This window comes from Streptomyces tyrfis, assembly GCF_037034285.1.
Taxonomy (GTDB): Bacteria; Actinomycetota; Actinomycetes; order Streptomycetales; family Streptomycetaceae; genus Streptomyces.
Genome location: NZ_JBAGJZ010000060.1, coordinates 20,258 through 46,205, shown reverse-complemented (window position 1 = coordinate 46,205; position 25,948 = coordinate 20,258). Strand labels below are relative to the sequence as shown.

Here is a 25,948-nt window from a genome sequence, read left to right as displayed (position 1 = left end):
CGGCGTACCGTCGTCCTCCGCTGTCACCGACGGTGCGTCGACCGGCGATGTGCCGACCGGCCGCGGGGCGGGCCTACTGGTACTGGATGCCCCACAGGTTGTTGTTCCGCTTGACCGGGGCGACGTTGTTGGACTTCTTCCAGACCTTCACCTTCTCGCAGCCGCCGCCGAACTTGGGCTGGAAGCGGTACTTGGTGACGCTGAAGCCCTTCGCCTCGTGGTACATCATCAGGCGGCCCCGGCTCTTGCCCTTCTTCTTCGCGACCTTGGCCGAGTACGTCCAGGTGTCGGACTTCGCCCAGGACTTGCCGACCGAGACGCTGAACGAGGCCGACGCCTTGGCGAAGATGACGCCCGCCTCGGTGCCGACGGTCGCGGTGCCGGTCGCCGTCCAGGTTCCGGTCTTGTTCTTGGCGTAGCTGATGGTCACGCCCGGCTTCGCCCAGTCGCTGTGCACATTGGTCGCGCGCCAGACGGTCTTCTTGTCGCCGATCGAGTAGACCGGCGGCCCGTCGCAGATGGCGCCGGCCGCGGCCGGCGTGGCGGACACCGCCACGACTCCGGCGCTCAGCAGAGCGGTGGAGAGAACGGTGCTCATGACACGCTTCACGTAGATCCTCCGGATCCGAGGCGTTCTTGTGAGGTACACGCCATATTCTTCCAGCCAAGTTCCCGAGTACGCACGGGATTTGAGTGACTGTTGAGGTTCGGTTGCGGAACACGGACGGACCCGTCGTCATGTCCCGGGACGGTGCCGGTCCGGTGACGCGCGGCCTCGGATCCCGGCTCCCTCCCGGTCGGCGCGACCGGCGCGGCGCGGTCCCCGCCCCCCGACAGACAGGTGACGGATAAACACGTACGGGCGCAGACAAAATGCATGGGTGCTGACATGGGGGTGATATTTGGGCGCAAGTGAAACGGATCACGAGGAGGAGGCACTCCATGCGCGGAGCCACACGGGCCGGATGGGCGGCATGCGCGGCGGTCCTCGCCCTGGCGGCGGCGGCGTGCGGCGGGGGCACCCCGCTCCGCGGCGGCCCCGACGGCATCGTGCGGTCCTCCTGGGGCGACCCGCAGAACCCGCTGGAGCCGGCGAACACCAACGAGGTGCAGGGCAGCAAGGTCCTCGACATGATCTTCCGGGGGCTCAAGCGGTACGACCCGAGAACCGGCGCGGCCGTCGACATGCTCGCCGAGCGGATCGCCACCGAGGACAACCAGAACTTCACGATCACCGTGAAGGACGGCTGGACGTTCAGCAACGGCGAGAAGGTCACCGCGCGGTCCTTCGTGGACGCCTGGAACTACGGCGCCCGGCTGAAGAGCAATCAGAAGAACGCCTACTTCTTCGGGTACATCGACGGCTACGACAAGGTCCACCCCGACCACGGCGCCGCCACGGCGAGCACGCTCTCCGGCCTCCGGCTCGTCGACGCCCGGACCTTCGCCGTGAGGCTGTCGCAGAAGTTCTCCCTCTGGCCCGACACCCTCGGCTATCCGGCCTTCGCCCCGCTGCCCCGCGCCTTCTTCACCGACCACGCCGGCTGGCTGGCCAAGCCCGTCGGCAACGGCCCGTACACCGTCGACTCGTACACCAGGGGCGCGGCGATGAGCCTGCGCCGATGGGACGCGTACCCCGGTCCCGACAAGGCGCGGAACGGCGGCATCGACCTCCAGGTCTACACCGACGGCAACACCGCCTACACCGATCTGACGGCCGGGAACCTCGACCTCGTCGACGACGTGCCCGCCGCCCAGCTGAAGAACGTCAGGACCGACCTCGGCTCCCGGTACATCAACACCCCGGCCGGCATCATCCAGACCCTGGCCTTCCCCTTCTACGACCGGAGGTGGGCCCGCGCCGACGCGGTCAAGGTCCGCCAGGGGCTGTCGATGGCCGTCAACCGGGAGCAGATCACCCACCAGATCTTCCAGAACACCCGCACCCCGGCCACCGACTGGACCTCCCCGGTCCTCGGCGCGCAGGGCGGCTTCAAGGCGGGGCTGTGCGGCGCGCCCTGCGAGTTCGACGCGGCCCGCGCCAAGAAGCTGATCCAGGAGGGCGGCGGCATCCCCGGCGGCCGGCTCACGATCACGTACAACGCGGACACCGGCTCCCACAAGGAATGGGTCGACGCCGTCTGCAACAGCATCAACCGGGTGATGGGCGACAACAACGCCTGCGTCGGCTCACCGGTCGGCACCTTCGCGGACTTCCGCGACCAGGTGTCCCGGCAGAAGCCGACCGGGGCCTGGCGGGCCGGCTGGCAGATGGACTACCCGCTGATCCAGAACTTCCTCCAGCCCCTCTACTACACCGACGCCTCCTCCAACGACGGCAAGTGGAGCAACCGGAAGTTCGACGGGCTGGTCGACCGGGCCAACGCCGAGAGCGACCGCAGCAGGGCCCTGGTGACCTTCCAGGACGCGGAGAAGGTCCTGGCCGAGCAGATGCCCGCCATCCCGCTCTGGTACCAGAACGGCAGCGCGGGCTACTCGGACCGGCTGACCCAGGTGTCGCTCAACCAGTTCAGCGTCCCGGTGTACGAGCAGATCAGGGTCAAGTGACCGCCCGGCGGCCGCGCGCACGCGCCGGACCCGCCGCCCGGGACGGGCCCCGCCCCGCCGCCCCTGGCCGCCCTGCCGCCCCGTTTCTCCGCCTCGGCCCCCCGGCCGCCCCGCCCCTCCGCCCCGAGCCTCCGTCCCCCCGCGACCCCCGGAGCCCTTCATGGGACGTTATGTGATCCGGCGACTGCTGCAGATGATCCCGGTCTTCGTCGGCGCCACGCTGCTGATCTTCCTCATGGTGAACGTGATGGGCGACCCCGTCGCGGGCCTCTGCGGCGAGCGCCGGTGCGACCCGGCGACCGCCGCCCGGCTCCGCTCGGAACTCGGCCTCGACAAGCCCGTCTGGCAGCAGTACGCGACCTACATGGGCCACGTCTTCACCGGCGACTTCGGCACCGCCTTCAACGGGCAGAAGGTCACCGAGCTGATGGGCGGCGCCTTCCCCGTCACGATCCGGCTGACCCTCGTCGCGATCGTCTTCGAGATCGTCATCGGCATCAGCCTCGGCGTCGTCACCGGGCTGCGCCGGGGCCGCCCCGTCGACACCGCCGTCCTCGTCCTGACCCTGGTCGTCATCTCCGTCCCGACCTTCGTCACCGGACTGCTGCTCCAGCTCCTGCTGGGCGTGCAGTGGGGCGTCATCAGACCCTCCGTCCCCCCGGAGGCCCCCATCGACTCGCTCATCGTCCCCGGGCTCGTCCTCGCCTCCGTCTCCCTGGCCTACGTCACCCGGCTCACCCGGACCTCGATCGCGGAGAACTCCCGCGCCGACTACGTCCGCACCGCCGTCGCCAAGGGACTGCCCCGGCGCCGCGTCGTCGTCCGGCACCTGCTGCGCAACTCGCTGATCCCCGTCGTCACCTTCATCGGCACCGACATCGGCGCCCTGATGGGCGGGGCGATCGTCACCGAGCGGATCTTCAACATCCACGGCGTGGGCTACCAGCTCTACCAGGGCATCCTGCGCCAGAACTCCCAGACCGTCGTCGGATTCGTGACCGTCCTGGTCCTCGTCTTCCTCGCGGCCAACCTGATCGTCGACCTGCTGTACGCCGTACTCGACCCGAGGATCCGCTATGCCTGAACAGACACCGGACGAGGCGATCTCGTCGGCCGGGGCGGGAGGCGCGATGGACCTCGCCCTGGAAGAGGGCACCACCCTGGAGAGGACGCCCGGCGGTCCCGAGGGCACCGGCCCCGCCGGGAAGCCGCGCAGCCTGTGGTCCGACGCCTGGCGGGACCTGAGCCGCAACCCGGTCTTCCTGGTCTCCGCCCTGATCATCCTGTTCCTGGTGGTCATCTCGGTCTGGCCGTCGCTGATCGCCGGACAGGACCCGCTCGACTGCGACCTCGCCCGGGCCCAGGACGGTCCCCGGCCCGGACACCCCTTCGGCTTCGACGGGCAGGGCTGCGACGTCTACACCCGTACCGTCCACGGGGCCAGGAACTCGGTCACCGTCGGCGTCTGCGCCACCCTCGGCGTCGCCCTGCTCGGCGGCGTCCTCGGCGGCCTGGCCGGGTTCTTCGGCGGCTGGTGGGACGCCGTGCTCTCCCGCGTCACCGACGTCTTCTTCGGCATCCCCGTGGTCCTCGGCGGGCTGGTCTTCCTCTCCGTCGTCACCAGCTCCACCGTCTGGCCGGTGATCGGCTTCATCGTGCTGCTGGGCTGGCCGCAGATCGCCCGCATCGCCCGCGGGGCCGTGATCACCGCCAAACAGAACGACTACGTGCAGGCGGCCCGGGCACTCGGCGCCTCCAACCCCCGGATGCTGCTGCGCCACATCGCCCCCAACGCCGTCGCCCCGGTGATCGTCGTCGCGACCATCGCGCTCGGCACCTACGTCGCGCTGGAGGCGACCCTCTCGTTCCTCGGCGTCGGCCTGAAACCCCCGGCCGTCTCCTGGGGCATCGACATCTCCGCCGCCTCCCCGTACATCCGCAACGCCCCGCACATGCTGCTCTGGCCCGCCGGGGCCCTGGCGGTCACGGTGCTCGCCTTCATCATGCTCGGCGACGCGGTGCGCGACGCCCTCGACCCCAAGCTGCGCTGAGGAGCCCCGCCGTCATGCTGCTCGAAGTACGTGATCTGCACGTGGAGTTCCACACCCGCGACGGCGTCGCCAAGGCCGTCAACGGAGTCGCCTACGCGGTGGACGAGGGCGAGACCCTGGCCGTCCTCGGCGAGTCCGGCTCCGGCAAGTCCGTCACCGCGCAGGCCGTCATGGGCATCCTCGACACGCCCCCGGCCCGGATCACCGGCGGCGAGATCCTCTTCAAGGGCCGCGACCTGCTGAAGCTGGGCAGGGACGAACGCCGCGGGATCCGCGGCCGGGAGATGGCCATGATCTTCCAGGACGCCCTGTCCTCCCTCAACCCCGTGCTCACCGTGGGGGAGCAGCTCGGCGAGATGTTCACCGTGCACCGGGGGATGTCCCGCCGGGACGCCCGGGCCGAGGCCGTGGAGCTCATGGACCGGGTCCGCATCCCGGCCGCCCGGGACCGCGTCCGCGACTACCCGCACCAGTTCTCCGGCGGGATGCGCCAGCGCGTCATGATCGCCATGGCGCTGGCCCTGGAACCCTCGCTGATCATCGCGGACGAACCCACCACCGCCCTCGACGTCACCGTCCAGGCCCAGGTGATGGACCTGCTCGACGAACTCCGCCGCGAGCTGGACATGGGCCTGATCCTGATCACCCACGACCTGGGCGTGGTCGCCGACGTCGCGGACCGGATCGCCGTGATGTACGCGGGCCGGATCGTCGAATCGGCCCCCGTGCACGACATCTACCGGGCCCCCGCCCACCCCTACACCCAGGGCCTGCTCCGCTCGATCCCCCGGCTGGACCGGAAGGGCCGGGAGCTGTACGCGATCAAGGGCCTGCCGCCCAGCCTGCTGCGCATCCCGCCCGGCTGCGCCTTCCATCCGCGCTGCCCGCTGGCCCGGGACGTCTGCCGGACCCAGGTGCCGCCGCTGTACGAGGTGTCCGCCGACCGCGAGAGCGCCTGCCACTTCTGGAAGGAGACGCTCGATGCGAGCTGACCGGCCGACGCGCGCGGCGGAGGGGGCGGCGGACGCCGGCCGGGGCGGCGCCCGCCCGGGCGGCGAGCCGATCCTCCGGGTCCGGGACCTGGTCAAGCACTACCCGCTGACCCGGGGCATCCTGTTCAAGAGGCAGATCGGCGCGGTCAAGGCGGTCGACGGGGTCTCCTTCGATCTGGCGGCCGGCGAGACGCTCGGCATCGTGGGGGAGTCCGGCTGCGGCAAGTCCACCGTGGCCCGGATGCTGGTGCACCTGGAACGACCGACGGCCGGCGCGATCACCTACAAGGGCGAGGACATCACCCGGCTGTCGGGACGCGCCCTGAAGGCGGTGCGCCGGAACATCCAGATGGTGTTCCAGGACCCGTACACCTCGCTGAACCCGCGCATGACGGTGGGCGACATCATCGGGGAGCCGTACGAGATCCACCCCGAGGTGGCGCCGAAGGGCGACCGCCGCCGCCGGGTGCGGGAGCTGCTGGACGTCGTCGGCCTGAACCCGGAGTACATCAACCGCTATCCGCACCAGTTCTCCGGCGGCCAGCGCCAGCGCATCGGCATCGCCCGCGGCCTCGCGCTCAACCCGGAGATCATCGTGGCCGACGAGCCGGTCTCCGCGCTCGACGTCTCCGTACAGGCGCAGGTCGTCAATCTGCTGGCCCGGCTCCAGAGGGAGTTCGGGCTGAGCTATGTCTTCATCGCGCACGACCTGTCGATCGTCCGGCACATCTCGGACCGGGTCGGCGTGATGTACCTGGGCCGGATCGTCGAGATCGGCACCGACGCGCAGATCTACGACCACCCGACGCACCCGTACACCCAGGCGCTGCTGTCCGCCGTGCCGGTGCCGGACCCGGGGGCCCGCGCGCGGCGGGAGCGGATCATCCTGCACGGCGACGTCCCCTCGCCCGCCGACCCGCCCTCCGGCTGCCGCTTCCGGACCCGCTGCTGGAAGGCGCGGGAGCGGTGCGCGCGGGAGACGCCGGCGCTGGCCGTCCCGGAGGCCTTCCGGTCGGCGCGGGGCCCGGCCCGGCACGACTCGGCCTGCCACTTCGCGGAGGAGCTGCGGGTGGTGCCGGCGGGCGGGGCGGCCGGAACGGACGTGCCGGGCCGCCGGGAGGCCCGGGACGCCGGGCCCGGCGGGGAGGACGGAGCGAGCGGCGGGGGCGGGGCGCCGCCCCCCGGGACCGGCCGGGCGGGCTGATCCCGCGTCCGCGCCGTGGCCCGGCCGGGGCCAACTCCCGTCGGCCGTGCGCTCGTTCGCGCGACATCCCGGGCGGACCCCTTGCCGGGCACACGGGGACGGGGGAGTATCGCTCGGGTGATACTGACACGGGGGGCAAGGGCAACCGGGGCCGTTCTCTGCGCCCTGCTCGCGGCGATCGTCGCGGGCTGGCTGTTGCGGGACCTCGGCGCGGCCGACGATCCGGGACAGGTGCTGCGGTACTGGGCCGGCTACTACGACGCGCGGCTGTCCACGGCGCCGGCCACATCGGCCGACGACGTGGCGCTGCTGGTGATGTACGTCGTCGTGGCCCTCGCGGCGCTGCGGTCGGCGGCGGCGTCCGGCGCGCTCGTCGTCACCGGAGTGGTCACCTTCGCCGTACGGCTTCCCGGGCTCTGGACCATCGGGAGCCCCGGGGCGCACGGCCGGTTCTCCGACGGACTGAGCACCCTCGCCATGGTCAGCGCCTTCGCGGCCCTCGCGGCCGGGATCGCGCTGCTCATCACGGTCGGCGCGGGACGGCGTCCGGCGGCCGGTTTCGGCGAACGCGTCCCGGACCGGCCGGGACAGGGCGCGAGCGTGACCGCCTTCCTGCTGCTGGGCGCCTCGGCGGCGATCGTCGCCGCCTGGGAGATCCGCCAGACGGTGAAGCTTCCCGAGCTCCTCCCCGGCTGGTTCGTGGGCGGGGAGCGGTTCTGGCAGGCCCTGACCGACGCGCCGCCCGGCTGGCGCAACGCGCTCCTCGTCCTGCTCTGTCTGTTCACGGCGGTGAGCGCGCTCGCCCGCGCCCCGCACACCCGGCCGTTCGGTCTCGTCGCCGCCGGACTGCTGCTGCTGAACGGGGTGCTGGCCGTGGTCACCGCCGCGCACTACAACATGCTGGAGCACTTCGGCGAACTGCCGACCGAGGACCAACTCAGGGTGCTCAGCTGGTTGTTCGAGGCGTTCGCCGCGGTGGTCGTGCTCCTGGTGCTGGCCCGCAGGGGCCCGGCCGACGCCCCCGTCCCGCCGTACCAGGGCTACGACCCGGCCTACGGACAGGGGTACCAGGGCCACGACCCGGCCTACGGGCAGGGCCCCGGTCGCACCCCGGGGCACGGGCAGGACCAGGGGGCGGGCCAGGGGCCGGGAGACGGGCCCGGCGGGGCTCCGGGCCCCGGGCGGCCCCAGGGGCCCGGATACGGCGCTCCGGGCCCCGGCAACGGCCCCTACGGGACGCCGCCCCCGCCCTCGTATCAGCCCCCGCCCTCGTACCGGCCCCCGTACCAGCCGCCGCCTCCGCCGAACCAGCCGCCCCCGCCGCCCTCCCAGCCGCCGGGCTGGTGACGCCGGGGCGCGGGCGGCTCAGTCCCGCAGGCCCAGCGACCGCTTCAGGAAGTCCACCTGGAGCAGCAGCAGGTTCTCCGCCACCTGCTCCTGCGGGGTCATGTGCGTCACCCCGCTGAGCGGCAGCACCTCGTGCGGACGTCCCGCCGCCAGCAGCGCCGACGACAGCCTGAGCGAGTGCGCGACCACCACGTTGTCGTCCGCCAGCCCGTGCACGATCATCATCGGCCGCACCTGCTCCGCCGCTTCCGAGAGCCCGTCGTCCGTCAGCAGCGAGTTGCGGGCGTACACCTCCGGCTGCTCGGCGGGGTCGCCGAGATAGCGCTCGGTGTAGTGGGTGTCGTACAGACGCAGGTCGGTCACCGGCGCGCCCACCACCGCCGCGTGGAACACGTCCGGCCGCCGCAGCGCCGCCAGCGCCGCCAGATATCCGCCGAACGACCAGCCGCGCACGGCCACCCTGCCGAGGTCCAGCGGGTACTCGCCGGCCAGCGCGCGCACCGCCTCGACCTGGTCGTCCACGGTCAGGACGAGATCGTCCCTGACGGCCTTCTCCCAGGCCGGCGAGCGCCCCGGGGTGCCCCGGCCGTCCGCGACGACCACCGCGAAGCCCTGGTCCGCGAACCACTGCGAGGTCAGATACGCGTTGTGCGCCGCGAGCACCCGGCGGGCATGCGGTCCGCCGTACGGATCCATCAGCACCGGCAGCGGACCGTCCGACTCCTGGTAGTCACGGGGGAGCAGCACGGCGCACGGAATCCGGCGTGCGCCCCCCTCGGTGAGCCGCACCCGAGGCGAAATCACCGGTTCCTGGGCGAAGTTCGCGACGGCGGCGATCCGCTTGCCGCCCCGGAACACCTCGGCGCGCACCCCCGGCCACCGGAGCGACTGGGAGACCAGCACCGTGACCTCGCCCGCGCGGACGGCCGAGTGCACCCCCGCGCCCTCGGAGACCCGCTCCACGCCCAGCTCGTTGACCCGGTACACATGGGTCTCGCCGGTCTCCGGCTCCGGGGCCTCCTCGCCCGCCGACGCCGCGATCAGAATGTCCGAATCGCCGATGTCCAGGACCGACTGGAGATGCAGCTTCGCTCCGGTCAGCAGCCGGTCGCCGACCGCGAGCACCCGTGCCCCGCCCTCGTCCGCGATCCGGACCAGCCGTCCATCCGGCGCCCAGGCGGGCACTCCAGGGAAAATTTCCAGCCAGATTGGATCCTCGTCCACGTGGACCGTGCGCGTCGCCCCGGTCTCCGTGTCCACCGCGAGGTGGAGCTGGCTGCGCTGGTCCCGGGCCTGCACCAGGAGCAGCGGCGCGCCCGCCGAGGACCAGTGCACCTGCGCCAGGTACGGGTGCCGGGCGCGGTCCCAGACCACCTCGGTCCGGCTGCCGTCCAGGCCGGTCAGGAAGAGCCGCACCTCGGCGTTGGGCGTCCCCGCCGTCGGGTAGGCGATCTCGGCGGGCCTGCGGTCCGGGTGGGCGGGATCCGCGATCCACCACCGCCGCACCGGGCTGTCGTCGACCCGGGCGACCAGCAGCCGGTCGGATTCCGGCGACCACCAGAAGCCCCGCGAGCGCTGCATCTCCTCGGCGGCGATGAACTCCGCCAGGCCGTACGTGACGTTCCCGTCCTCCGGCTCCGCCAGCGCCCGGTCGCCCTCGCCGTCGGAGCCCACGACGCGCAGCGCGCCCCCGGACGCGTACGCGATGTGCCGCCCGTCCGGCGACGGGCGGGGGTCGATCACCGGGCCCGGCACCGGCAGCGCCCGCGCGGTGCCCGCCCGGAGCTCCGCGACGTACACCTTCCCCGAGAGCGCGAAGGCGGCCAGCTCGACGGCCGCGTCGACCGCGTAGCCGACGATCCCCGCGCCCCCCTCGCGGCTGCGCTCGCGCCGGGCGCGCTCCTGGGCCGACAGCCGCTCCGACGAACCGCCCAGCAACACCTCGGGATCGGCGACGACGCGCTCCTGCGGAGCGCCGCCCTCCGGCAGGTCCAGCACCCACAGCCGGCCCGACCGGTCGGTGCCGGAACCTGACCGAAGAAAGACCACCCGCTCCCCGTCGGGTGAGATGGTGAACGCGCGCGGAGCGCCCAGCGTGAAGCGCATCGTCCTGGCGTGCTGGCGAGGAAATGAGATCTTCTGCGAAGTCATGGCCCGAACCTAGCTCCCGACCGCCCGGTCGTGCGCCCCTCGTGCTGCCGTGCCCCGATCAATGCGGTGGCACGGATAGTTATGATCCGTAGCGCTCGGTGGGTATGAACCTGCTGGCTCCACGTGTGCTGCCCGTCCCGACCGTACTGATGGAGGTGAACCGCCGTGGCACTCTCGATTTCGGCGGTGGTGCTGCTGGCGATCGTCGTCTTCCTGCTGATCCGGAAATCCGGACTGAAGGCCGGACATGCGGTGGTCTGCGCGCTGCTCGGTTTCTATCTCGCCAGCTCGTCCATCGCGCCCAGCATCTCGAACCTGACCACGAACGTGGCAGGCATGATCGGCGGCCTCAAGTTCTGAGGCGCGCCCCGACGGCTTGCGGGCACGGTTCCGAGGTACGGTCCGGCGGCACGGGAGCGCGCCCCTGAGGCGTCGCTCGACGGCACGCGGGCTCTGACGGGCCCGGGGCACGGCCCCGCAAGCGCGCGAGACGCGAGAACGGCCTCCGGGGCCCGGCGCGACGGCGCCGCGGTGCGGTCAGGGGGGCCGGTCGCGGCTGCCCACGCCGACGGCCGGAACGCGGGCGCGGTCGGTTCTCCAGGCGCTCGGCTCGTAGGGTGGTCCCCATGACGGACCACCCAGCCCGGCGCCTGCTTCTGGTGCACGCGCACCCCGACGACGAGTCGATCAACAACGGCGCCACCATGGCCAGGTACGCGGCCGAGGGCGCCCGGGTCACGCTGGTGACCTGCACGCTCGGCGAGGAGGGCGAGGTCATCCCGCCCGCCCTCGCCCGTCTCGCGGCGGACCGGGACGACGCCCTCGGCCCCCACCGCCGGGGCGAACTCGCCGCCGCCATGCGGGAGCTGGGGGTCACCGACCACCGCTTCCTCGGCGGCCCCGGCCGCTACCGCGACTCCGGGATGATGGGCGCCGAGCAGAACCACCGCCCCGGCTCCTTCTGGTCCGCGGACGTGGACGAGGCCGCCGCGCACCTCGTGACGGTGATCCGCTCGGTGCGCCCGCAGGTCCTCGTCGCCTACGACCCCGACGGCGGCTACGGGCACCCCGACCACATCCAGGCGCACCGCGTCGCGATGCGCGCGGCCGAGCTGGCCGCCGACCCCGCGTACACCGCCGTCCCGGGCGACCCGCACACCATCGCCAAGATCTACTGGAACCGGGTGCCGCGCCCGGTCGTCGAGGCGGGCTTCGCCCGTCTGCGGGAGACGGCGCCGGACGCCTTCCCCGGGATCGCCGCCGTCGAGGACGTGCCGGGCGTGGTCGACGAGGCCCGGATCACGACGCGGATCGACGGCTCGGCCCACGCGGAGGCCAAGCGCGCGGCGATGCGCGCCCACGCCACGCAGATCGTTGTGGACGGCGACTTCTTCGCCCTCTCCAACGACCTCGGCCAGCCCGTCCTGACCACCGAGTACTACGAGTTGGCGCGGGGCGTCCCCGGCGCTCCCGAGGGACTGCTGGAGGACGACCTGTTCGCGGGCGTGCCGGGCGCGGAACCGGCCGCGGGCGCGCCGGCCGCCGGTGCGCGGGAGACCGCCGGCACGGGCGCGGCGACCGGGCCCGGGGCCGCGGCCGAGGCGGGAGCGGGACGATGAGCGACGGCAGGCAGCGCGCGGCACGCTCCGGCGCGCCCTCCCGGGAGGCGCCGGCCACCGGCCTGGCCGCCCCCCTCGCACCCGGCCGGATCGGCGTCTATGTGGGCCTCGCCGTCCTCGGCGCGCTCGTCGGGATCGCCGGCGCGCTCGTCCAGGCGGCCTGGTTCCCCGGCGGGCTGCTGCTCGCGCTCGCGGCCTGCGCCGGACTGTTCCATGGCGGGCGGCTGATCTTCGGCACTCAACTCGGTGCTCTGGCGCCGGCGGCGGGGTGGCTGATTTCGATCGTGGTGCTGCTCGGAGGACGGCCGGAAGGCGACTATGTCTTCGGCGACGTGGTGGGTCTCGCCCTCTTCATGCTGGGCGGGATGGCCATCGCTGTGATCTGTGCCACCATGTCGCGGGCGCCCCGGCCGGGCGCCGACAGTGGCCGACCTGGCAAGTAAGGTGCCACGGCCGATCCCGTAACGCCCCTGGCCCGTCAGGGGTTCATGCGTTCGTCTCCCCCGGTCGCGGGGGGACGTCGACGCTGGCCAGTATGGTGGTTCGCGCGCCGAGCCGTCCCCCTGGCCCGCGGCATGGGGGGCGTACGGGCGGCGGAGCCAATCGGGAGAACCTGCTTTGAGTCGTGAAACTGACAGTTCGTCCTCCGGGACCCAGGGGCGCGGAGGAACCGCGTACCCCTCGGGGACGCCGCCGTACGGATCCCGCCAGTATCCGTCGCCGCACCCCTCGCAGGACGCCCCGGACGGGGACGCGGAGTCCGGGGACCGGAAGCGGCCCGAGGAGCCGCGCACCGAGACGACCCTGACGACGCGTATCCGGATCAACATTCCGGGCTCGCGTCCCATCCCGCCCGTGGTGATGCGCACGCCCATGGGCGAGGGCGCCGACGCCGAGCGCACCGGCACCGTCCCGCGCCCCGGCCCGGTGGCGTCGGACACGTCCGACGCCGTCCCCGGCGCCGACGCCGCGCCCGCCCCGGCGCCCGCGGAACCGGCCCCGGAGAAGCCGGCCGCCAAGGACAAGGGCGGCAGCGACTGGTTCGCCCCGCGCAAGCCCCCCATGAGCACCTCGGTCACCGGCCCGAAGACCCCGGTCGCGGGCGGGCCGGCGGGCGGCGCGGCCGGCTCCCCGGCCGCCGGCGGCACGGGCGGCGTGGGCGGTGCGGGCGCCCGCGAGGGCGCGGGGGCCACCCCGCCCCGGGCCGACCTGCCGTACTTCTCGGACGGTCCGCAGCGGACCGGCGTACCGGACGCGCCCCGCCCCGGCGGCGGCAGCGCCCTCGACGACTTCGGCGTCGGGACCCCCGCCGGCCCCGCGGCCGGTCCGCGCCCCACGCCGGACCTCGGGGTCCGTACGCCCGGCCCCACCGGCCCCACCACGGGACCGGCGACCGGCGCCTCGCCGCTGAGCGCGGACCCGGTTCCCCGGCTGTCCGACGACACGGCGGAGCTGACGCCGCAGTTCGCCGCCGCGGTCCGGGCCGGCGCCGACGGCAACGTCTCCGGTGACACGCTCACCAGCGGCATCCCGGTCATCAAGCCGGAGCAGCGCTCCCCGCATCCGTTCCCGGGCGCGGGCGGCCCCGGCGGTCTCGGCGCCCGGCGCGCCGAGGCGGGGCACCGGGTCGAGGAGGACGCGATGGGCACCGGCCCGGTGGGCACGCCCGCCGCGGCCCCGTCGCCCGCCCCCGCCCCGTCGTCCGGTCCCGCGAAGAAGAAGGGCCGCTCCAAGCTGGTCCTGCTCGGCGCGGGCGTCGTCGGCCTGCTCGCCGTCGCGTACGGGGCCGGGCTGCTGGTGAACCACTCCGAGGTCCCGAAGGGCACCACCGTCCTCGGCGTCGACATCGGCGGCGGCACGAAGGACGAGGCCGTCGCGAAGCTGGACGCCGCCCTCGGCAAGCGCGCCGTGGCGCCCCTCCAGCTGTCCGTGGACGGCAAGAAGACCGAACTCGTGCCGGACCGGGCCGGACTCGCCCTGGACAGCCAGGAGACCGTGCGCTCCGCCGCCGGCAGCGACTACAACCCGATGTCCGTCATCGGCTCCCTCTTCGGCCAGAAGCGCGTCGTCGACCCGGTGATCCCGGTCGACGAGGAGAAGCTCGGCGTCGCGCTGACGGACCTGGCGGGCGTCTCCGGCTCCGCGAGCGACGGCACGATCGAGTTCAAGCCCAACAAGGCCGTCGCGGTGCCCGGCAAGGCGGGCAAGGCCCTGGACGTCAACCAGTCGATGATCTCGGTGCGCGACGCGTACCGGGCGCAGGTGCAGACCGGCCGGGCGGCCACCGTGCAACTGCCCGTCACCACCCGCGAACCCACCATCACCAAGGCCGAACTGGACCGGGCGATGAAGGAGTTCGCGGAGCCCGCGATGTCCGGGCTGATCACCATCCAGGCCGGTCCCAAGCAGATCCAGTTCGGCCCCGCCAGGTCGCTGCCGCAGATCCTGTCGATGGTGCCGGTCGACGGCAAGCTGGTCCAGCACTACGACAAGAAGGCCATCGACACCCTGTGCGACGGCGTCTTCGACGGCATCATGGTCACCAAGGGCGACGGCAAGAAGCACCAGCTCAACGCCGACGACGTCGCGGCGGCCATGCAGAGCGCCCTGCTCGGCAAAACCCCCGCCGAGCGGACCGCCGTCATCAGCCTCGACGGCAACGGCTGACCCGGCCGCCCGGCCCGCGCCCCGCCCGGCCCGGACCCCCGGAAGCGAAACCCGCACCCGCCGCCCCCGCCCGGACCTCCGGCCGGGGGTGGCGGCTTTTCCGCCTCGGGCGCCCCGCCTGGGGCCTTCCACGTCGCGCGTCGCGCCCGGCCGTGTGCGTGTACGTGTACGCGATGTCCCCTCACCGCCTCCGGCATGACATCTGTCATCCCGTTTCCACGACCGGCGGCCCTGCCGGGCCGGCCCCCCGTTCCGTGACGCTGGACGCATGACGACGACAGCCACCGAGGCCATCCCGGCGACGACCGCCGCGGTCGCCTTCGACCGGGTCAGCAAGTCCTACGGCGAGGTGCGCGCCGTGGACGGCCTCACACTCGCACTGCGCCCCGGCGAGACCGTGGCGCTCCTCGGTCCGAACGGGGCCGGGAAGTCCTCCGCGCTGGATCTGCTGCTGGGCCTGCGCACCGCCGACTCCGGCACGGTCCGGCTCTTCGGCATGACCCCGCGCGAGGCCGTCACCGCCGGGCGGGTCGGCGCGATGCTCCAGACCGGCGGCCTGATGGAGGACGTCAAGGTCGGGGAACTGGTGCGCCTGGCCTGCGAGCTGCACCCCAGGCCCCACCCGGTGGACGAGGTCCTGTCCCGGGCCGGTCTCGGCAGGATCGCCGACCGTATGGTCAACAAGCTCTCCGGCGGCCAGGAGCAGCGGGTGCGGTTCGCGCTCGCGACCGCCGGGGACAACGACCTGATCGTCCTCGACGAGCCGACCACCGGCATGGACGTCACCGCCCGCCAGGAGTTCTGGGCCACCATGCGGGTCCAGGCCGAACAGGGCCGCACCGTGCTGTTCGCCACCCACTACCTCGAAGAGGCCGACGCGATCGCGGACCGCGTCCTCGTCCTCCACCGGGGCCGCCTCCTCGCCGACGGCACCGCCGCCGAGATCAAGGCGCGGGCCGGGGCCCGCCGGGTCTCCTTCGAACTGGACGGCCCGTTCGACGAGACGGCGCTGCGCGGGCTGCCGCACCTCGCCTCGCTCGACATCCGCGGCGGCCGGGTCCGCATCCAGTCGCACGACGCCGACGCCACCGTCCACGCCGTCTACGCGCTCGGCCTCCGCCCGCGCGGGCTGGAGGTCACCGGAATCGGCCTGGAACAGGCCTTCGTCGCTCTCACCGAGGCCGAGGAGGCCAGGACCGCATGCTGAACCTCCCGACCTTCCCCTCCTGGTCCCTGACCCGGCTCGAAGTCGCCCGCACCCTGCGGAACAAGAAGTTCTTGTTCTTCTCGGTCATCTACCCGTCGGTGATCTACCTGCTGATCGCGGGCCCCCAGAGCACCACCGGCCGCATCCCGGGCACCGGTCTGAGCTTCCCCGCGTACTTCATGGTCTCGATGGCGTCGTTCGGCGCGCTGACCGCCGTCCTCATGGGCAACAGCGAACGCATCGCGAAGGAACGGGAGAACGGCTGGATCCGCCAGCTGCGGCTGACCGCCCTGCCCGGACGCGGCTACGTCCTGGCGAAGACCGCGGGCGCGGCGATCGTCACCCTGCCCTGCATCGTGGTCCTCTTCCTGGTCGCCGCCGTCGTCAAGGGCGTGCGGGTGGAGACCTGGCAGTGGTTCGCGCTGACCGGGGTCGTCTGGGCCGGTTCGCTGGTGTTCGCCGCGCTCGGGGTGGCCATCGGCTATCTCGCCGACGGCGACGCGGTCCGCCCGCTCACCATGATCGTCTACTTCGGGCTGTCCATCCTCGGCGGCCTGTGGATGCCCACCACGACCTTCCCGCAGTGGCTCCGGAGCGTCTCGGAGTGGGTGCCCACCCGCGCGTACGCTGCTCTGGGCCAGGCGATCGAGGCGGGGAACGCGCCGCACGCCAGGGACGTCGGCATCCTCTGCGTCTCCTTCCTGGTCTTCGCGGGCGGCGCGGCCTGGCTCTACCGGAAGGACACTCGGAAGGCGTGAACGACGACGGTACGACGGCGGCGACCGGTTGGAGCGGCACGGGAGCGGCTCCCGGCGGCACGGCGGCGACCCCCGGCTGGGGTGGCACAGCGGCGGCTCCCGGCGGGATCGGAACGGCGGCGGCCGGTGGCGTGACCACGGTCCCCGGCGGCGGTACGGACGTCGGCGTCGGCCGCCCGCCCGGGGGCCGACGACAGGTCTGGATCAAGCTGTTCTGGATCGGCATCTGGCTCGCGTTCATGAGCGCCCCGGTGACGGACCTCGTCGACGGCCGGCACACCGGGTGGGCGACGGGCTGCGGCGCGCTCGGTCTGGTGGTCTTCGTCGCCTCGTACCTGGTGCTGGTCTTCCGCCACACGGCGAGGCCGACGGGCCGGCGCCTCGTCCGGGGGACGATCGCCTTCCTCGGCGCGCTCTCCGTCGTCCTCACGCTCACGCTCGGCACGGCGTGGCTGGTCCTCTTCGTGTACGTGGCGGTCTCGGTCGGCGCCACCCTGCCGCCGCGGACGTCCCGCTGGCTCATTCCCGGCGTCACGGCCGTCATGGCGGGCCTCGGCCTGGCCGACGGCCACCCCCGCGAGACCATCGTCTCCCTGCTCTTCCCGGCCCTGCTCGGCGGCTTCTCCATGGCCGGTGTGCAACAACTGGTCCGCACCACGGTCGAGCTGCGCGAGGCCCGCGCGACCGTCGCCCAACTCGCCGCCAACGAGGAACGGTTGAGGCTCGCCCGGGACCTGCACGATCTCCTGGGGCACTCGCTCTCCCTGATCACGCTCAAGAGTGAACTGGCCGGACGGATGCTCCCCGGCCACCCGGAGGCGGCCGCCGCCCAGGTCGCGGACATCGAGCGGGTGAGCCGCCAGGCCCTGGCCGACGTGCGCGGCGCGGTCACCGGCTACCGCAGGCCCACGCTCCCCGGCGAACTGGCCGGCGCCCGCACCGCCCTCGCCGCGGCGGGCATCGCCGCCGACGTCCCGCCCGAGGCCCCCGACGGCGTCCCCGAGCAGGCGGAGGAGGCGCTCGCCTGGGCGCTGCGGGAAGCAGTCACGAACGTGGTGCGCCACAGCGGCGCCCGCTCCTGCGCGGTCGGCCTCGCCCCGCGCCAGACCCTGGACGGCAGGGTCCTGGAGCTCACCGTCGAGGACGACGGCGCCGGCCCCTCGGGCGCCGCCCCCGGCAACGGCCTCACCGGCATCGCCGAACGCCTCGCCGCGGTCGGCGGCGCCATGACCGCCCGCCCCGCCCACCCCGCCTCCGGCAAGGGCTTCGCGCTCGTCCTCACCGTTCCCCTGGGCCCGGCCCCGGAGCCGGCGGAGGGGGCCTGACCGGAGTGCCTCGCGCGGGTGGGCCGGTGGGGGCCTGGAGCCGGCGCAAGTTCGTGCAAGTCTCTGGTGCGGGGACCGTGAGCCGGCGGTAGCCGAACAGCCAGGCGATCGACCGCTCGATCTTCCAGCGGTGCCGGCCGAGCCGCTCGCTCGATTCGATCCCGGGACGTGCGATGCGTGGGACGAGTCCGCGTTCGCGCGGCCAGGCGAGGCGTTCGGCGGAGAAGTACGCCTTGTGCACCCGGAGTTTGACGGGGCGGCGCCGCCGCGGCCCGCGTCGGGAGGGGACGGCGGGTATGCCGCGGATCAGTGGCTTGAGGGCCAGGCTGTCGTGGGTGTTCGCACCGGACACCGCAACGGCCAGAGGGATGCCCTGGGCCTGGGACGGCACGTGCGGTTCGCTGCACTTCTTGCCGCGAACGACCGGGTTCGGCCAGCGTGCTCTCCTTCTGGCCCGGACCGAGGCGGCGTCGACGATCGCCGAGGCCCAGTCCAGCTCGCCCCGCGCACCGAATCCGTCCAGAACTGCCCGGTGGAGCCGACGCCACAGCCTCGCCCGGGTCCACGCGGTGGACCGGCGATGCGCCGTCGCCGGCGCGACGCCGAACGTCTCCGGCAGATGCCGCCGGACGACTGCGGAGCAAGCGTGAACTAGCGCAGGGCGATGAGCCCTGCGTCCGTGGGTCTGAAGCCGCACGCGTCGAAGTAGAAGGGACGCAGATGCTCGTCAAAGTCAACGTGGAGCCATTCACAGTCCGCTGCACGGGCGCCTTGCACTGCGGTCGTCACGAGTCCGGTCCCGACGCCGGCCTTGCGCACGTCCTGAGCGACCATCGTGTCGAGAACGAAGGCATGGACGCCACCGTCCCAGGCAACGTTGACAAACCCTACGAGCCTGCCGCCTTCCCGGGCACAGACCCAGCCGAGGCTGTGACGGTGCACTTGTGCCTGCCAATCGATGGGCATCTGGACGTGACCGAACGCCTCCGCGTGAAGCGCGTTGACGGCAGCGTTGTCGAAGTCGCCGCGCCACTCATACGTGATCACCATGGGCCGCATCGTAGGTCAAGAGACATCCGGCTCAGCCCTCTTTTTTCGGGGCCTATGCCCCTTTCAGCCAGAGGCATTCCGGGAGTTCCAATACCCGACTCCACCATTAGCGACCGCCTAATACTCCAGTCTGGTTTCGTGATCTTGCGGTGGGCCCAGCCGGGAATGGGTACGGCCACCGCGTGATCATCGGGGGTTGTGTGGACTCCTGAAGATCGTGCGGTGGCCGCAGGCCATAGCGTAGACCCTGTCCGCTGGCGGGCGATGTTCGACCAGGTCATGGCCCGGATCGCGGGACAGTTCGGCAGAGTTGAGCCGAGGGCGAGTGCCCGCGCCTATCTGCTCGGGCTGCTGTCGAAGAAAGGGCCAGAGCGGTCAGCGATCAGACCCATGGCCTGTGCCTCCGGCCGTCCGTTCACCCATATGACCGGCGTCCGGTCTCCTCGGAGTCGGGTGGGGCGCGGTCCGTACGCTTGTGCCGTGACGGATACACCGCAGGACGAGCAGTCGGCGAGGTGCGTGAGACTCCTCCTCGCCGAGGACCAGTCCATGGTGCGCGAGGCGCTCGCCGCGCTCCTGGGCCTGGAACCGGACATCGAGGTGGTGGCCCAGGTCGCCCGGGGCGACGAGGTGCTGTCCGCGGCCCGCGAGCACCACGTCGACGTGGCGCTCCTGGACATCGAGATGCCCGGGATGACCGGCATCGACGCGGCGGCGGTGCTGCGTCGTGAACTCCCGGACGTGAAGGTCGTCGTCGTCACCACCTTCGGCCGCCCCGGCTATCTGCGCCGGGCGATGGAGTCGGGCGCGGACGCCTTCCTGGTGAAGGACGCCCCGGCCGCCCAACTCGCCTCGGCGGTACGGAAGGTGCTGGCCGGGGAACGGGTCATCGACCCCGCCCTCGCGGCGGCGGCGCTCGCGGACGGGGCGAACCCGCTCACCGACCGTGAACGCGATGTGCTGCGCACGGCGGCGGACGGATCCACCAACGCGGAGATCGCTTCCGCGCTCCACCTCTCGCAGGGGACGGTACGCAACTACCTCTCCATGGCGATCCAGAAGCTGGCCGCCCGCAACCGCGCGGAGGCGGTCCGCATCGCCCGGGAGAAGGGCTGGCTCTGAGCGCCGGCTCAGAGGGGAGGGCCGGGCGGGGGTCCGTCGGCCGCGTGGTCTCGTCGGCCCATCGTCACATGGTCTCAAAGAGTGCTAAGCAGCTGTAAAGCGAACAAGCTGCTCATATCGGGATCTTTCTCATGTTCTTCTGATGTCGCGTCACCTGACGCTCGCCTCACCACTCATGAGAAGGAGCTGCTGGTATATGACATGGCACTGGAGACCGGGCGCGTCCGGACGCGCGAGAGGGGCGCTCGTCGTGGGCGTCGCCCTGCCCTGCCTGCTGGCCGGGTTCACGGCGACGGCCCAGGCGGCGACCGCCGTACCGGGTCCGTCGCGGGCCGACTCACCCAGGACCGGCGGGCCCGGGGAGGGCGCCGGGGGACCTGACGGCTGCGAGGACCACGGCCACAAGGTCATCGGCAAGTACTTCCGGGGCCACGGGCCCGAACCCGACTGCTCCCACAGCAAGCCCGGCCCCCCTGGGCCTCCCGGACCTCCCGGACCCGAAGGGCCTGCCGGACCTGCTGGACCCGCCGGGCCTGCCGGGCCTGCAGGGCCTGAAGGTCCGCAGGGCGAGAAGGGGGACCCGGGCACGCCGGGAGCCGAGGGACCCGCCGGGCCCGCCGGACCTGCCGGACCTGCCGGGCCGCAGGGCGAGGCCGGGGCCGAGGGGCCCGCCGGACCCGCCGGAACGCCGGGTGAGACCGGTCCTGTCGGGCCGCAGGGTCCGGAAGGGCCGCAGGGACCTGCCGGGACGCCGGGCGAGACCGGTCCCGTCGGGCCGCAGGGTCCCCAGGGTCCGGAAGGGCCCCAGGGTCCGGAAGGGCCGCCCGGACCGATCTTCCCGCCGCGGTACGAGTACTTCGAGACCATCGCCGTGGTGCCCGCGGGGGCGACCCAGTACGAGGTCGTGGCTCCGCAGTGCCCGTTCTTCGAGGGCACGGCGGCGGTGGGCGGCGAACCGCTCGACCCGGCCGCGAACCCGGAAGTCGTCACCTCCAGCAACATCATCCGGCCCGGCGAGGCCATCCAGCGGTTCAACAACCCGAGCGCCGTCGACGTGCCGGTTCGCGTGTGGGTCTCCTGCCAGATCCCGTTCTAGGCACTGTTCCGGCGGATCACGGCCGGAGTCACCAGCGGATCGCTGCTGCGGTGACGGTGCCATGGAAGGCGAGAGTCACATGATCCGCCGGGCGGAGCCCAGTTCCCTGGGTCGGCTCGTCCTCGCGTCGGCCGTCCCGGTCAGCGCCGGAGGGCGGGCCGCTCGGACAGTCCCGCGCGTACGGCCGCCGCGCCGCGCGCCGTGGACGCCGTGTACCGGTCCCGTTCAGGCGTCCCGCCCTGGCGGCACGCGGCGCACAACTCCTCGTCGCCCGCCGGGGCGAAGAGGCGGGGCTGCACGTGTGCCCCGGCGCATTCCCGCATCCGGGTCACTCGGGGTGGAGTCCGGTGCGGGGCGGGCAGGGGGACGGGCCTCGGCTCGCGGAGCACGTAGCGCAGGAGGCCGCCGGGGCGGTGGATGGCCTGGCTCCGCCCCGGCAGGCTGCGCCCGATCTCCGCGCGCACGTCGTCGACGGTGTGGCCGAGGGTCAGCCATTGGGAGACGAGCGTGACGAGTTGCGGGAGCATCCCCCGGGGGACGGTCAGCCGGGGGTCGAGGGCGGTGATGCCGTCGAGCAACTCCCTTGCCTCGTCGCTGGTTTCGCGCGCCGTCTGTGGCTGCGGTTGCGGCTGAGACTGCGTCTGCGGCTGTTCCTGTGACTGTTCCTGTGCCGCCGCCTCGGCGTCCGGTGTCGCTTCCGCTCCCGGCGTCGCCTCGACGGCCGGGATCGGAGCCGGGGGAAAGGGCGGGGGAGGGGTGGAGGTGTTCCCTTCGGGGGTCTTTCCGGGATGACGTCCGGCGACCGGACCCCTCGGCTGACCGGCGGCCGGACAGACGGCCGTCGGACGCCCGTCGCGCACGGTGGCGGCCTCCTCGGCGGTCAGCGGCACGGACGACACCAGTTGCACGGTGGTCCATAATCCGCGCAGCCCCTGCTGCCGCCACTCATGGACGTAACCCTCCTCCTTGAGCTGGGACTTGGCGCGGTTGAAGGCGGCCTTCTTGATTCCGGCGCGTTCGGCCGTGCGGGAGAGGGACTCGTCGGCGTCCTGGGGGAGGGAGAGCTGCCAGGTGAGGATGCGCGCCGCGTCGGACGACAGCCGGGGATGGCGCAGGATCTCGTTGGAGATCTGTGAGAAGAAACGAACAGGCGCGATAACATGCCGAAGCATCGCTGGTGCTCCTTGGGTTTAAGCACTGACGGTGAAGGCCCTCGTCGCCGGCTGCAACCAGCGATGGGGGCCGCTTTGTTGGTCACCGTACAGCAACGACCGGGCACGCATCGTCACTTCGCTGATGCCTGACGTTCCCTCCGTAGGCGTTCGGCCCGGGCGGCGTCGCCGTTTACCGCGCCATTCACTCTATGTAGGTGATTCGCGTCACAGGGTGAGCTTCTTGTGGTTACGCTCGCCCTGGGTCCGAGAGGCGACGCGTTCCGCACGCAAGGGAGTTGGCGATGGCGATCGAGGACAATCCCGTGACGCGAGTCTCGTACGGCAAGGAGCTGCGCATCCGCAGAGAAGCCGCCGGGTTGACGCAGGAGGAGCTGAGCCGCCGCGCGATCCTGACCGCGTCGCACATCTCGCACATGGAGAAGGGGCGGCGCCGGCCCGCGCTGGAGGACGCGCAGCGGCTGGACGAAGTGCTGGGAACGGGCGGCATCTTCGAACGTTTCCTGCCCATGCTGGACGGTCGCAAGGTCGCCGAACACTTCGAGGAGGCCTCCGAGTTGGAGCAGAAGGCGACGGTGATCCGGTTCTACGAGCCCAAGTTGGTGCCCGGGATTCTTCAGACCGAGCCGTACGCGTACGAGGTGCTCAGCTCCGGCTTCCCCACCAAGAGCGACGAGAAGCGGGACGAGCTGCTGGCCTCGCGGCTCGAACGGGCCCGCATTCTCGACACCTTCGGTTCGCCCGTGGTGTGGGTGCTGCTCGACGAGGCGGTGCTGCGGCGTCCGATCGGTGGTCCCGCCGTGATGGCGGAGCAGTTGCGTCACCTCGTGGAGGTGGGGGAGAGCCGACGAATCCGGCTGCATGTCCTGCCGTTCGCGGTCGGCCATCACGCGCTGTTGGAGGGCATGGTTTCCCTGATGTGGTTCAAGGATCTGCCGCCGGTGGCGTACGCGGAGGGGCTCATGACGGGCAAAGTCTGGGAGATTCCGTCGGTAGTGCGTGACTGTCAGGTGGCCTACGATCACGCACTGGGGGACGCGCTCTCGCACCGCAAGTCCCTGGCTTTCATCCGGTCGGTCGCGGAGGAATACGAGCATGAAGCGCAGTGAGTACGTCGTCCGAGATGCCTCGTCCCTGCCCGCGTGGCGCAAGTCCAGTTACAGCGGTGCCAGCGGCGGTTCGTGCCTGGAGGTCAGCGAGGCGTTCGCGGTCTGGCGCAAGTCTTCGTACAGCGGCGGCAGCAGCGGTGACTGCCTTGAGGTGAACGATGCCTGTGCTGCCTGTGTCCCTGTGCGCGACAGCAAGAACCCGCAGGGTCCGGCTGTCGTCTTCTCGGCTTCGGCGTGGACGCCCTTCGTCGCGGCGGTCAGGGGCGACGGCGGCGGTCTGCGGCACTGACGACGACGATGTGAGGTACGGCGGCGGTCTCAACTGCCGCCGTACGCAAGGCCCCCCCGCCCGGTCCTCGTACGCCATTCCGGGGCGTACGCGGCCGGGCCGGGGGGAGTCGGTCGAGGGCCCGTGGCCGTCAGCCCTTCTTGGACGATTCGAGGTGGGCGAAGGCCACCACGTTGTCCTCGTAGTCCTTGGCGGTCTTGTTGTACGCGCCGCCGCAGGTGATCAGGCGCAGTTGGGCGGACGGGGTGTCGGCGTAGACCCGGTCGTCCGGGAAGTTCGACTTCTTGAACCTCTCGACGGAGTCGACCTTGAACGTGGCCACCGAACCGTCGGCACGGGTGATGTCGACCGTTGCGCCCGGCTTGAGGAACTGGAGCTGGAGGAAGACGGCCGGGCCGGTCTTCGTGTCGACATGGCCCGCCACGATGGCGGTTCCGCGCTCGCCGGGCGTGACGCCGTCCTTGAACCAGCCGACCAGGTTGCTGTTGTTCGCGGGCGGCGGGTTCAGCCGGCCGTCCGCGCCGATGGCCAGGTCGGTGAAGGGCGCGTTGACGGCGAGGGTGGGGATCCGCAGTCGCGTCGGGACGGACCGCAGCATCGACGGGCCCTGGGCCGGGGGCGCGGGGCGGGGCGGCGCGTGCGAGCCCAGCACCTCGTCGGGGGCGGCGGGCATGGCGGGAGCCATCGCGGGTGGGGGCGGCTGCGTCGCCGTGCTGTCGGCCGCGTTGCCGAAGGAGTTGTAGATCAGGATCACGCCGAGACCGGCCGCCAGCGCGGGCAGCAGCAGGGTGGGGCGCGGTCTGGAGGGGCGGGCCTTGCGGTCGGAGCTGGAGCCGGGTGGCTGCGGGGCGGCCATGGGAGCGTGCCTTTCACTGGTGCGGGGTGGGGGGTGCGGTGTGTGGGGTGAGCGGGGACGGGCGAGAGGGGGATGGGCGAGAGGGGCTGGACGGGCGGGGCGGAAACGCAGCCGCCGCGGTCGTCGCCCCCGGGGGACGACGACCGCGACAACGTTGACGACCGGTTGAGTGGGTTACTGGTCACGGATGACGGGCTGCGACGGGTTGTGGTGCGTTGTGACGGGCTGCCTGGCGGGGAAACCGTCAGGCGACCGCGCCACCCGTCGAGCGGCGGCGCAGCTTGTACGCGCCGATGCCGAGGCCGCCGAGCAGCAGCGCCGAGCCGGCGGCCAGGCTGCTGCCGGTCATCGCCGTTCCACCGCCACCGGTGTGCATCCCGCCGTGCGGGCGACCGCCTTCGTCGCCGCCGCGACCGCCTTCTTCGTCGCCGCCACGGTCCCCGCCGCGGCCGCCTTCGTCACGGTCCCCGCCGCGGCCGCCCTCGTCACGACCGCCGTCGCGGCCACCCTCGTCACGACCCCGGTCGCCGCCGCGCCCGTAGTCGTCGTCGCTGGTGAAGGCCGTGGCCATGAAGCCGCCGCCGGTGTGGACGCCGCCGTGCGGGCGGCCCTCGTCGCGGCCGCCGTCGCCGCCGCGTCCGTAGTCGTCGCCGCCTTCGTCGCCGCCACGGCCGTAACCGCCGCGACCGCCTTCGTCGCCGCCACGGCCGTAACCGCCGCGACCGCCTTCGTCGCGGCCGCCGTAGCCGCCGCCCCGGCCGCCCTCGTCCCCGGCGGTCACCCGGGCCATGAAGCCGCCGCCCGTGTGCATGCCGCCGTGGGGCTTGTCCCCGCGACCGCCCCCGCGGCCGCCCTCGTCGCGACCACCGCCGCGGCCGCCCTCGTCACGACCGCCGTGGCCGCCGCGACCGCCTTCGTCACGACCGCCGTGGCCGCCGCGACCGCCTTCGTCACGACCGCCCTCGTGGTCGTTCGCGACGACGCCGGCCATGAAGCCGCCGCCGGTGTGGACGCCGCCGTGCGGGCGGCCCTCGTCGCGGCCGCCGTCGCCGCCGCGTCCGTAGTCGTCGTCGCCTTCGTAGCCGCCGCGACCGCCTTCGTCGCCGCCACGGCCGTAACCGCCGCGACCGCCTTCGTCGCCGCGACCGCCGCGGTCGGATCCGTACCCTCCGTGCTCGTCGTCGCGCGAGGGCGACGAGCCGATGCTCTGTGCCGAGTCCCCGGCCGCGACCATGGCGTACGCGGAGGGACCGGTGATGGCGAGGACCGCTGTGACAGCGGCCGAAGCGAACAGTGTGCGGGCAGAGCGCATCTGAACACATTCCTTCCGCCGCGACTGCGATGAGTGACGGGGTGTCGACTCGA

24 protein-coding genes are annotated in these 25,948 nt (G+C 72.7%); 18 read left to right on the top strand and 6 right to left on the bottom strand.

Annotated features, from left to right (window positions below; all coding sequences use genetic code 11):
* Positions 1 to 73 precede the first annotated feature (73 nt).
* On the bottom strand, positions 74 to 598 hold the full coding sequence (locus WA762_RS31745; protein ID WP_335940622.1) for a hypothetical protein: 525 nt from the start codon (positions 596 to 598) through the stop codon (positions 74 to 76).
* 344 nt (positions 599 to 942) lie between these two features.
* On the opposite strand from WA762_RS31745, the gene WA762_RS31740 reads away from it, so the two are divergent.
* The 6 genes from WA762_RS31740 (at position 943) to WA762_RS31715 (ending at position 8,162) form a co-directional block, all read left to right on the top strand.
* The gene (locus tag WA762_RS31740; protein WP_335940619.1) at positions 943 to 2,568 is read left to right on the top strand and encodes a peptide ABC transporter substrate-binding protein; all 1,626 of its coding nucleotides are present in this window, start codon (positions 943 to 945) and stop codon (positions 2,566 to 2,568) included.
* Between the two features lie 160 nt (positions 2,569 to 2,728).
* The gene (locus tag WA762_RS31735) at positions 2,729 to 3,652 is read left to right on the top strand and encodes an ABC transporter permease (RefSeq protein WP_335940617.1); all 924 of its coding nucleotides are present in this window, start codon (positions 2,729 to 2,731) and stop codon (positions 3,650 to 3,652) included.
* A complete protein-coding gene (locus WA762_RS31730) occupies positions 3,645 to 4,619 on the top strand; it encodes an ABC transporter permease (protein ID WP_335940615.1) in 975 nt (324 codons plus the stop codon). Before WA762_RS31735 ends, WA762_RS31730 begins: the two co-directional genes overlap by 8 nt.
* A gap of 14 nt (positions 4,620 to 4,633) precedes the next feature.
* Positions 4,634 to 5,611 (top strand): ABC transporter ATP-binding protein, encoded by a 978-nt coding sequence (locus WA762_RS31725; RefSeq protein WP_335940614.1) that lies wholly within the window; start codon positions 4,634 to 4,636, stop codon positions 5,609 to 5,611.
* Complete coding sequence (locus WA762_RS31720) at positions 5,601 to 6,815, top strand: ABC transporter ATP-binding protein (RefSeq protein ID WP_335940613.1); 1,215 nt, start codon at positions 5,601 to 5,603, stop codon at positions 6,813 to 6,815. Before WA762_RS31725 ends, WA762_RS31720 begins: the two co-directional genes overlap by 11 nt.
* A gap of 117 nt (positions 6,816 to 6,932) precedes the next feature.
* Entirely contained in the window at positions 6,933 to 8,162 is a 1,230-nt protein-coding gene (locus tag WA762_RS31715) for a hypothetical protein (RefSeq protein ID WP_335940612.1), read from the top strand.
* Between the two features lie 18 nt (positions 8,163 to 8,180).
* Here the strand turns inward: WA762_RS31715 and WA762_RS31710 are convergent, their stop codons facing one another.
* Positions 8,181 to 10,313, bottom strand: a complete 2,133-nt coding sequence (locus WA762_RS31710; RefSeq protein ID WP_335940611.1) for a S9 family peptidase — start codon at positions 10,311 to 10,313, stop codon at positions 8,181 to 8,183.
* Between the two features lie 165 nt (positions 10,314 to 10,478).
* Here WA762_RS31710 and WA762_RS31705 point away from each other — a divergent pair, with 165 nt between their 5' ends.
* From WA762_RS31705 to WA762_RS31675, 7 genes are all read left to right on the top strand, one after another.
* On the top strand, positions 10,479 to 10,673 hold the full coding sequence (locus WA762_RS31705) for a hypothetical protein (RefSeq protein ID WP_335940610.1): 195 nt from the start codon (positions 10,479 to 10,481) through the stop codon (positions 10,671 to 10,673).
* A gap of 266 nt (positions 10,674 to 10,939) precedes the next feature.
* Positions 10,940 to 11,932, top strand: a complete 993-nt coding sequence (gene mshB / locus WA762_RS31700) for an N-acetyl-1-D-myo-inositol-2-amino-2-deoxy-alpha-D-glucopyranoside deacetylase (protein WP_335940608.1) — start codon at positions 10,940 to 10,942, stop codon at positions 11,930 to 11,932.
* Positions 11,929 to 12,375: a DUF6113 family protein gene (locus WA762_RS31695; protein WP_335940606.1), complete on the top strand. Its 447-nt coding sequence runs from the start codon at positions 11,929 to 11,931 to the stop codon at positions 12,373 to 12,375. Before mshB ends, WA762_RS31695 begins: the two co-directional genes overlap by 4 nt.
* Before the next feature lie 175 nt (positions 12,376 to 12,550).
* Positions 12,551 to 14,599, top strand: a complete 2,049-nt coding sequence (locus tag WA762_RS31690) for a peptidoglycan binding domain-containing protein (protein ID WP_335940604.1) — start codon at positions 12,551 to 12,553, stop codon at positions 14,597 to 14,599.
* A gap of 268 nt (positions 14,600 to 14,867) precedes the next feature.
* Entirely contained in the window at positions 14,868 to 15,806 is a 939-nt protein-coding gene (locus tag WA762_RS31685; RefSeq protein ID WP_335940602.1) for an ABC transporter ATP-binding protein, read from the top strand.
* Entirely contained in the window at positions 15,800 to 16,564 is a 765-nt protein-coding gene (locus tag WA762_RS31680) for an ABC transporter permease (RefSeq protein ID WP_335940600.1), read from the top strand. Before WA762_RS31685 ends, WA762_RS31680 begins: the two co-directional genes overlap by 7 nt.
* Before the next feature lie 131 nt (positions 16,565 to 16,695).
* Positions 16,696 to 17,889, top strand: coding sequence for a sensor histidine kinase (locus WA762_RS31675; protein WP_335940624.1), 1,194 nt, complete (start codon positions 16,696 to 16,698; stop codon positions 17,887 to 17,889).
* On the opposite strand, the gene WA762_RS35805 is transcribed toward WA762_RS31675, so the two are convergent.
* Complete coding sequence (locus WA762_RS35805) at positions 17,843 to 18,586, bottom strand: transposase (protein WP_443080725.1); 744 nt, start codon at positions 18,584 to 18,586, stop codon at positions 17,843 to 17,845. The genes WA762_RS31675 and WA762_RS35805 overlap by 47 nt on opposite strands.
* Complete coding sequence (locus WA762_RS31670) at positions 18,541 to 18,939, bottom strand: GNAT family N-acetyltransferase (protein WP_335940598.1); 399 nt, start codon at positions 18,937 to 18,939, stop codon at positions 18,541 to 18,543. The genes WA762_RS35805 and WA762_RS31670 overlap by 46 nt, the downstream gene beginning before the upstream one ends.
* A gap of 480 nt (positions 18,940 to 19,419) precedes the next feature.
* On the opposite strand from WA762_RS31670, the gene WA762_RS31665 reads away from it, so the two are divergent.
* Positions 19,420 to 20,061: a response regulator transcription factor gene (locus WA762_RS31665; RefSeq protein WP_335940596.1), complete on the top strand. Its 642-nt coding sequence runs from the start codon at positions 19,420 to 19,422 to the stop codon at positions 20,059 to 20,061.
* Positions 20,062 to 20,935: 874 nt separating this feature from the next.
* On the top strand, positions 20,936 to 21,157 hold the full coding sequence (locus WA762_RS31660; protein ID WP_335940594.1) for a hypothetical protein: 222 nt from the start codon (positions 20,936 to 20,938) through the stop codon (positions 21,155 to 21,157).
* Between the two features lie 140 nt (positions 21,158 to 21,297).
* On the opposite strand, the gene WA762_RS31655 is transcribed toward WA762_RS31660, so the two are convergent.
* A complete protein-coding gene (locus WA762_RS31655; RefSeq protein WP_335940592.1) occupies positions 21,298 to 22,329 on the bottom strand; it encodes a hypothetical protein in 1,032 nt (343 codons plus the stop codon).
* Between the two features lie 284 nt (positions 22,330 to 22,613).
* Here WA762_RS31655 and WA762_RS31650 point away from each other — a divergent pair, with 284 nt between their 5' ends.
* Both WA762_RS31650 and WA762_RS31645 read left to right on the top strand, forming a co-directional pair.
* On the top strand, positions 22,614 to 23,438 hold the full coding sequence (locus tag WA762_RS31650; protein ID WP_335940590.1) for a helix-turn-helix domain-containing protein: 825 nt from the start codon (positions 22,614 to 22,616) through the stop codon (positions 23,436 to 23,438).
* Complete coding sequence (locus tag WA762_RS31645; RefSeq protein ID WP_335940588.1) at positions 23,425 to 23,727, top strand: DUF397 domain-containing protein; 303 nt, start codon at positions 23,425 to 23,427, stop codon at positions 23,725 to 23,727. The genes WA762_RS31650 and WA762_RS31645 overlap by 14 nt, the downstream gene beginning before the upstream one ends.
* Positions 23,728 to 23,857: 130 nt before the next feature.
* On the opposite strand, the gene WA762_RS31640 is transcribed toward WA762_RS31645, so the two are convergent.
* Complete coding sequence (locus tag WA762_RS31640) at positions 23,858 to 24,583, bottom strand: class F sortase (RefSeq protein WP_335940586.1); 726 nt, start codon at positions 24,581 to 24,583, stop codon at positions 23,858 to 23,860.
* A gap of 370 nt (positions 24,584 to 24,953) precedes the next feature.
* Between WA762_RS31640 and WA762_RS31635 the strand changes: the two genes are divergently transcribed.
* Entirely contained in the window at positions 24,954 to 25,928 is a 975-nt protein-coding gene (locus WA762_RS31635) for a hypothetical protein (RefSeq protein ID WP_335940583.1), read from the top strand.
* Positions 25,929 to 25,948 lie beyond the last annotated feature (20 nt).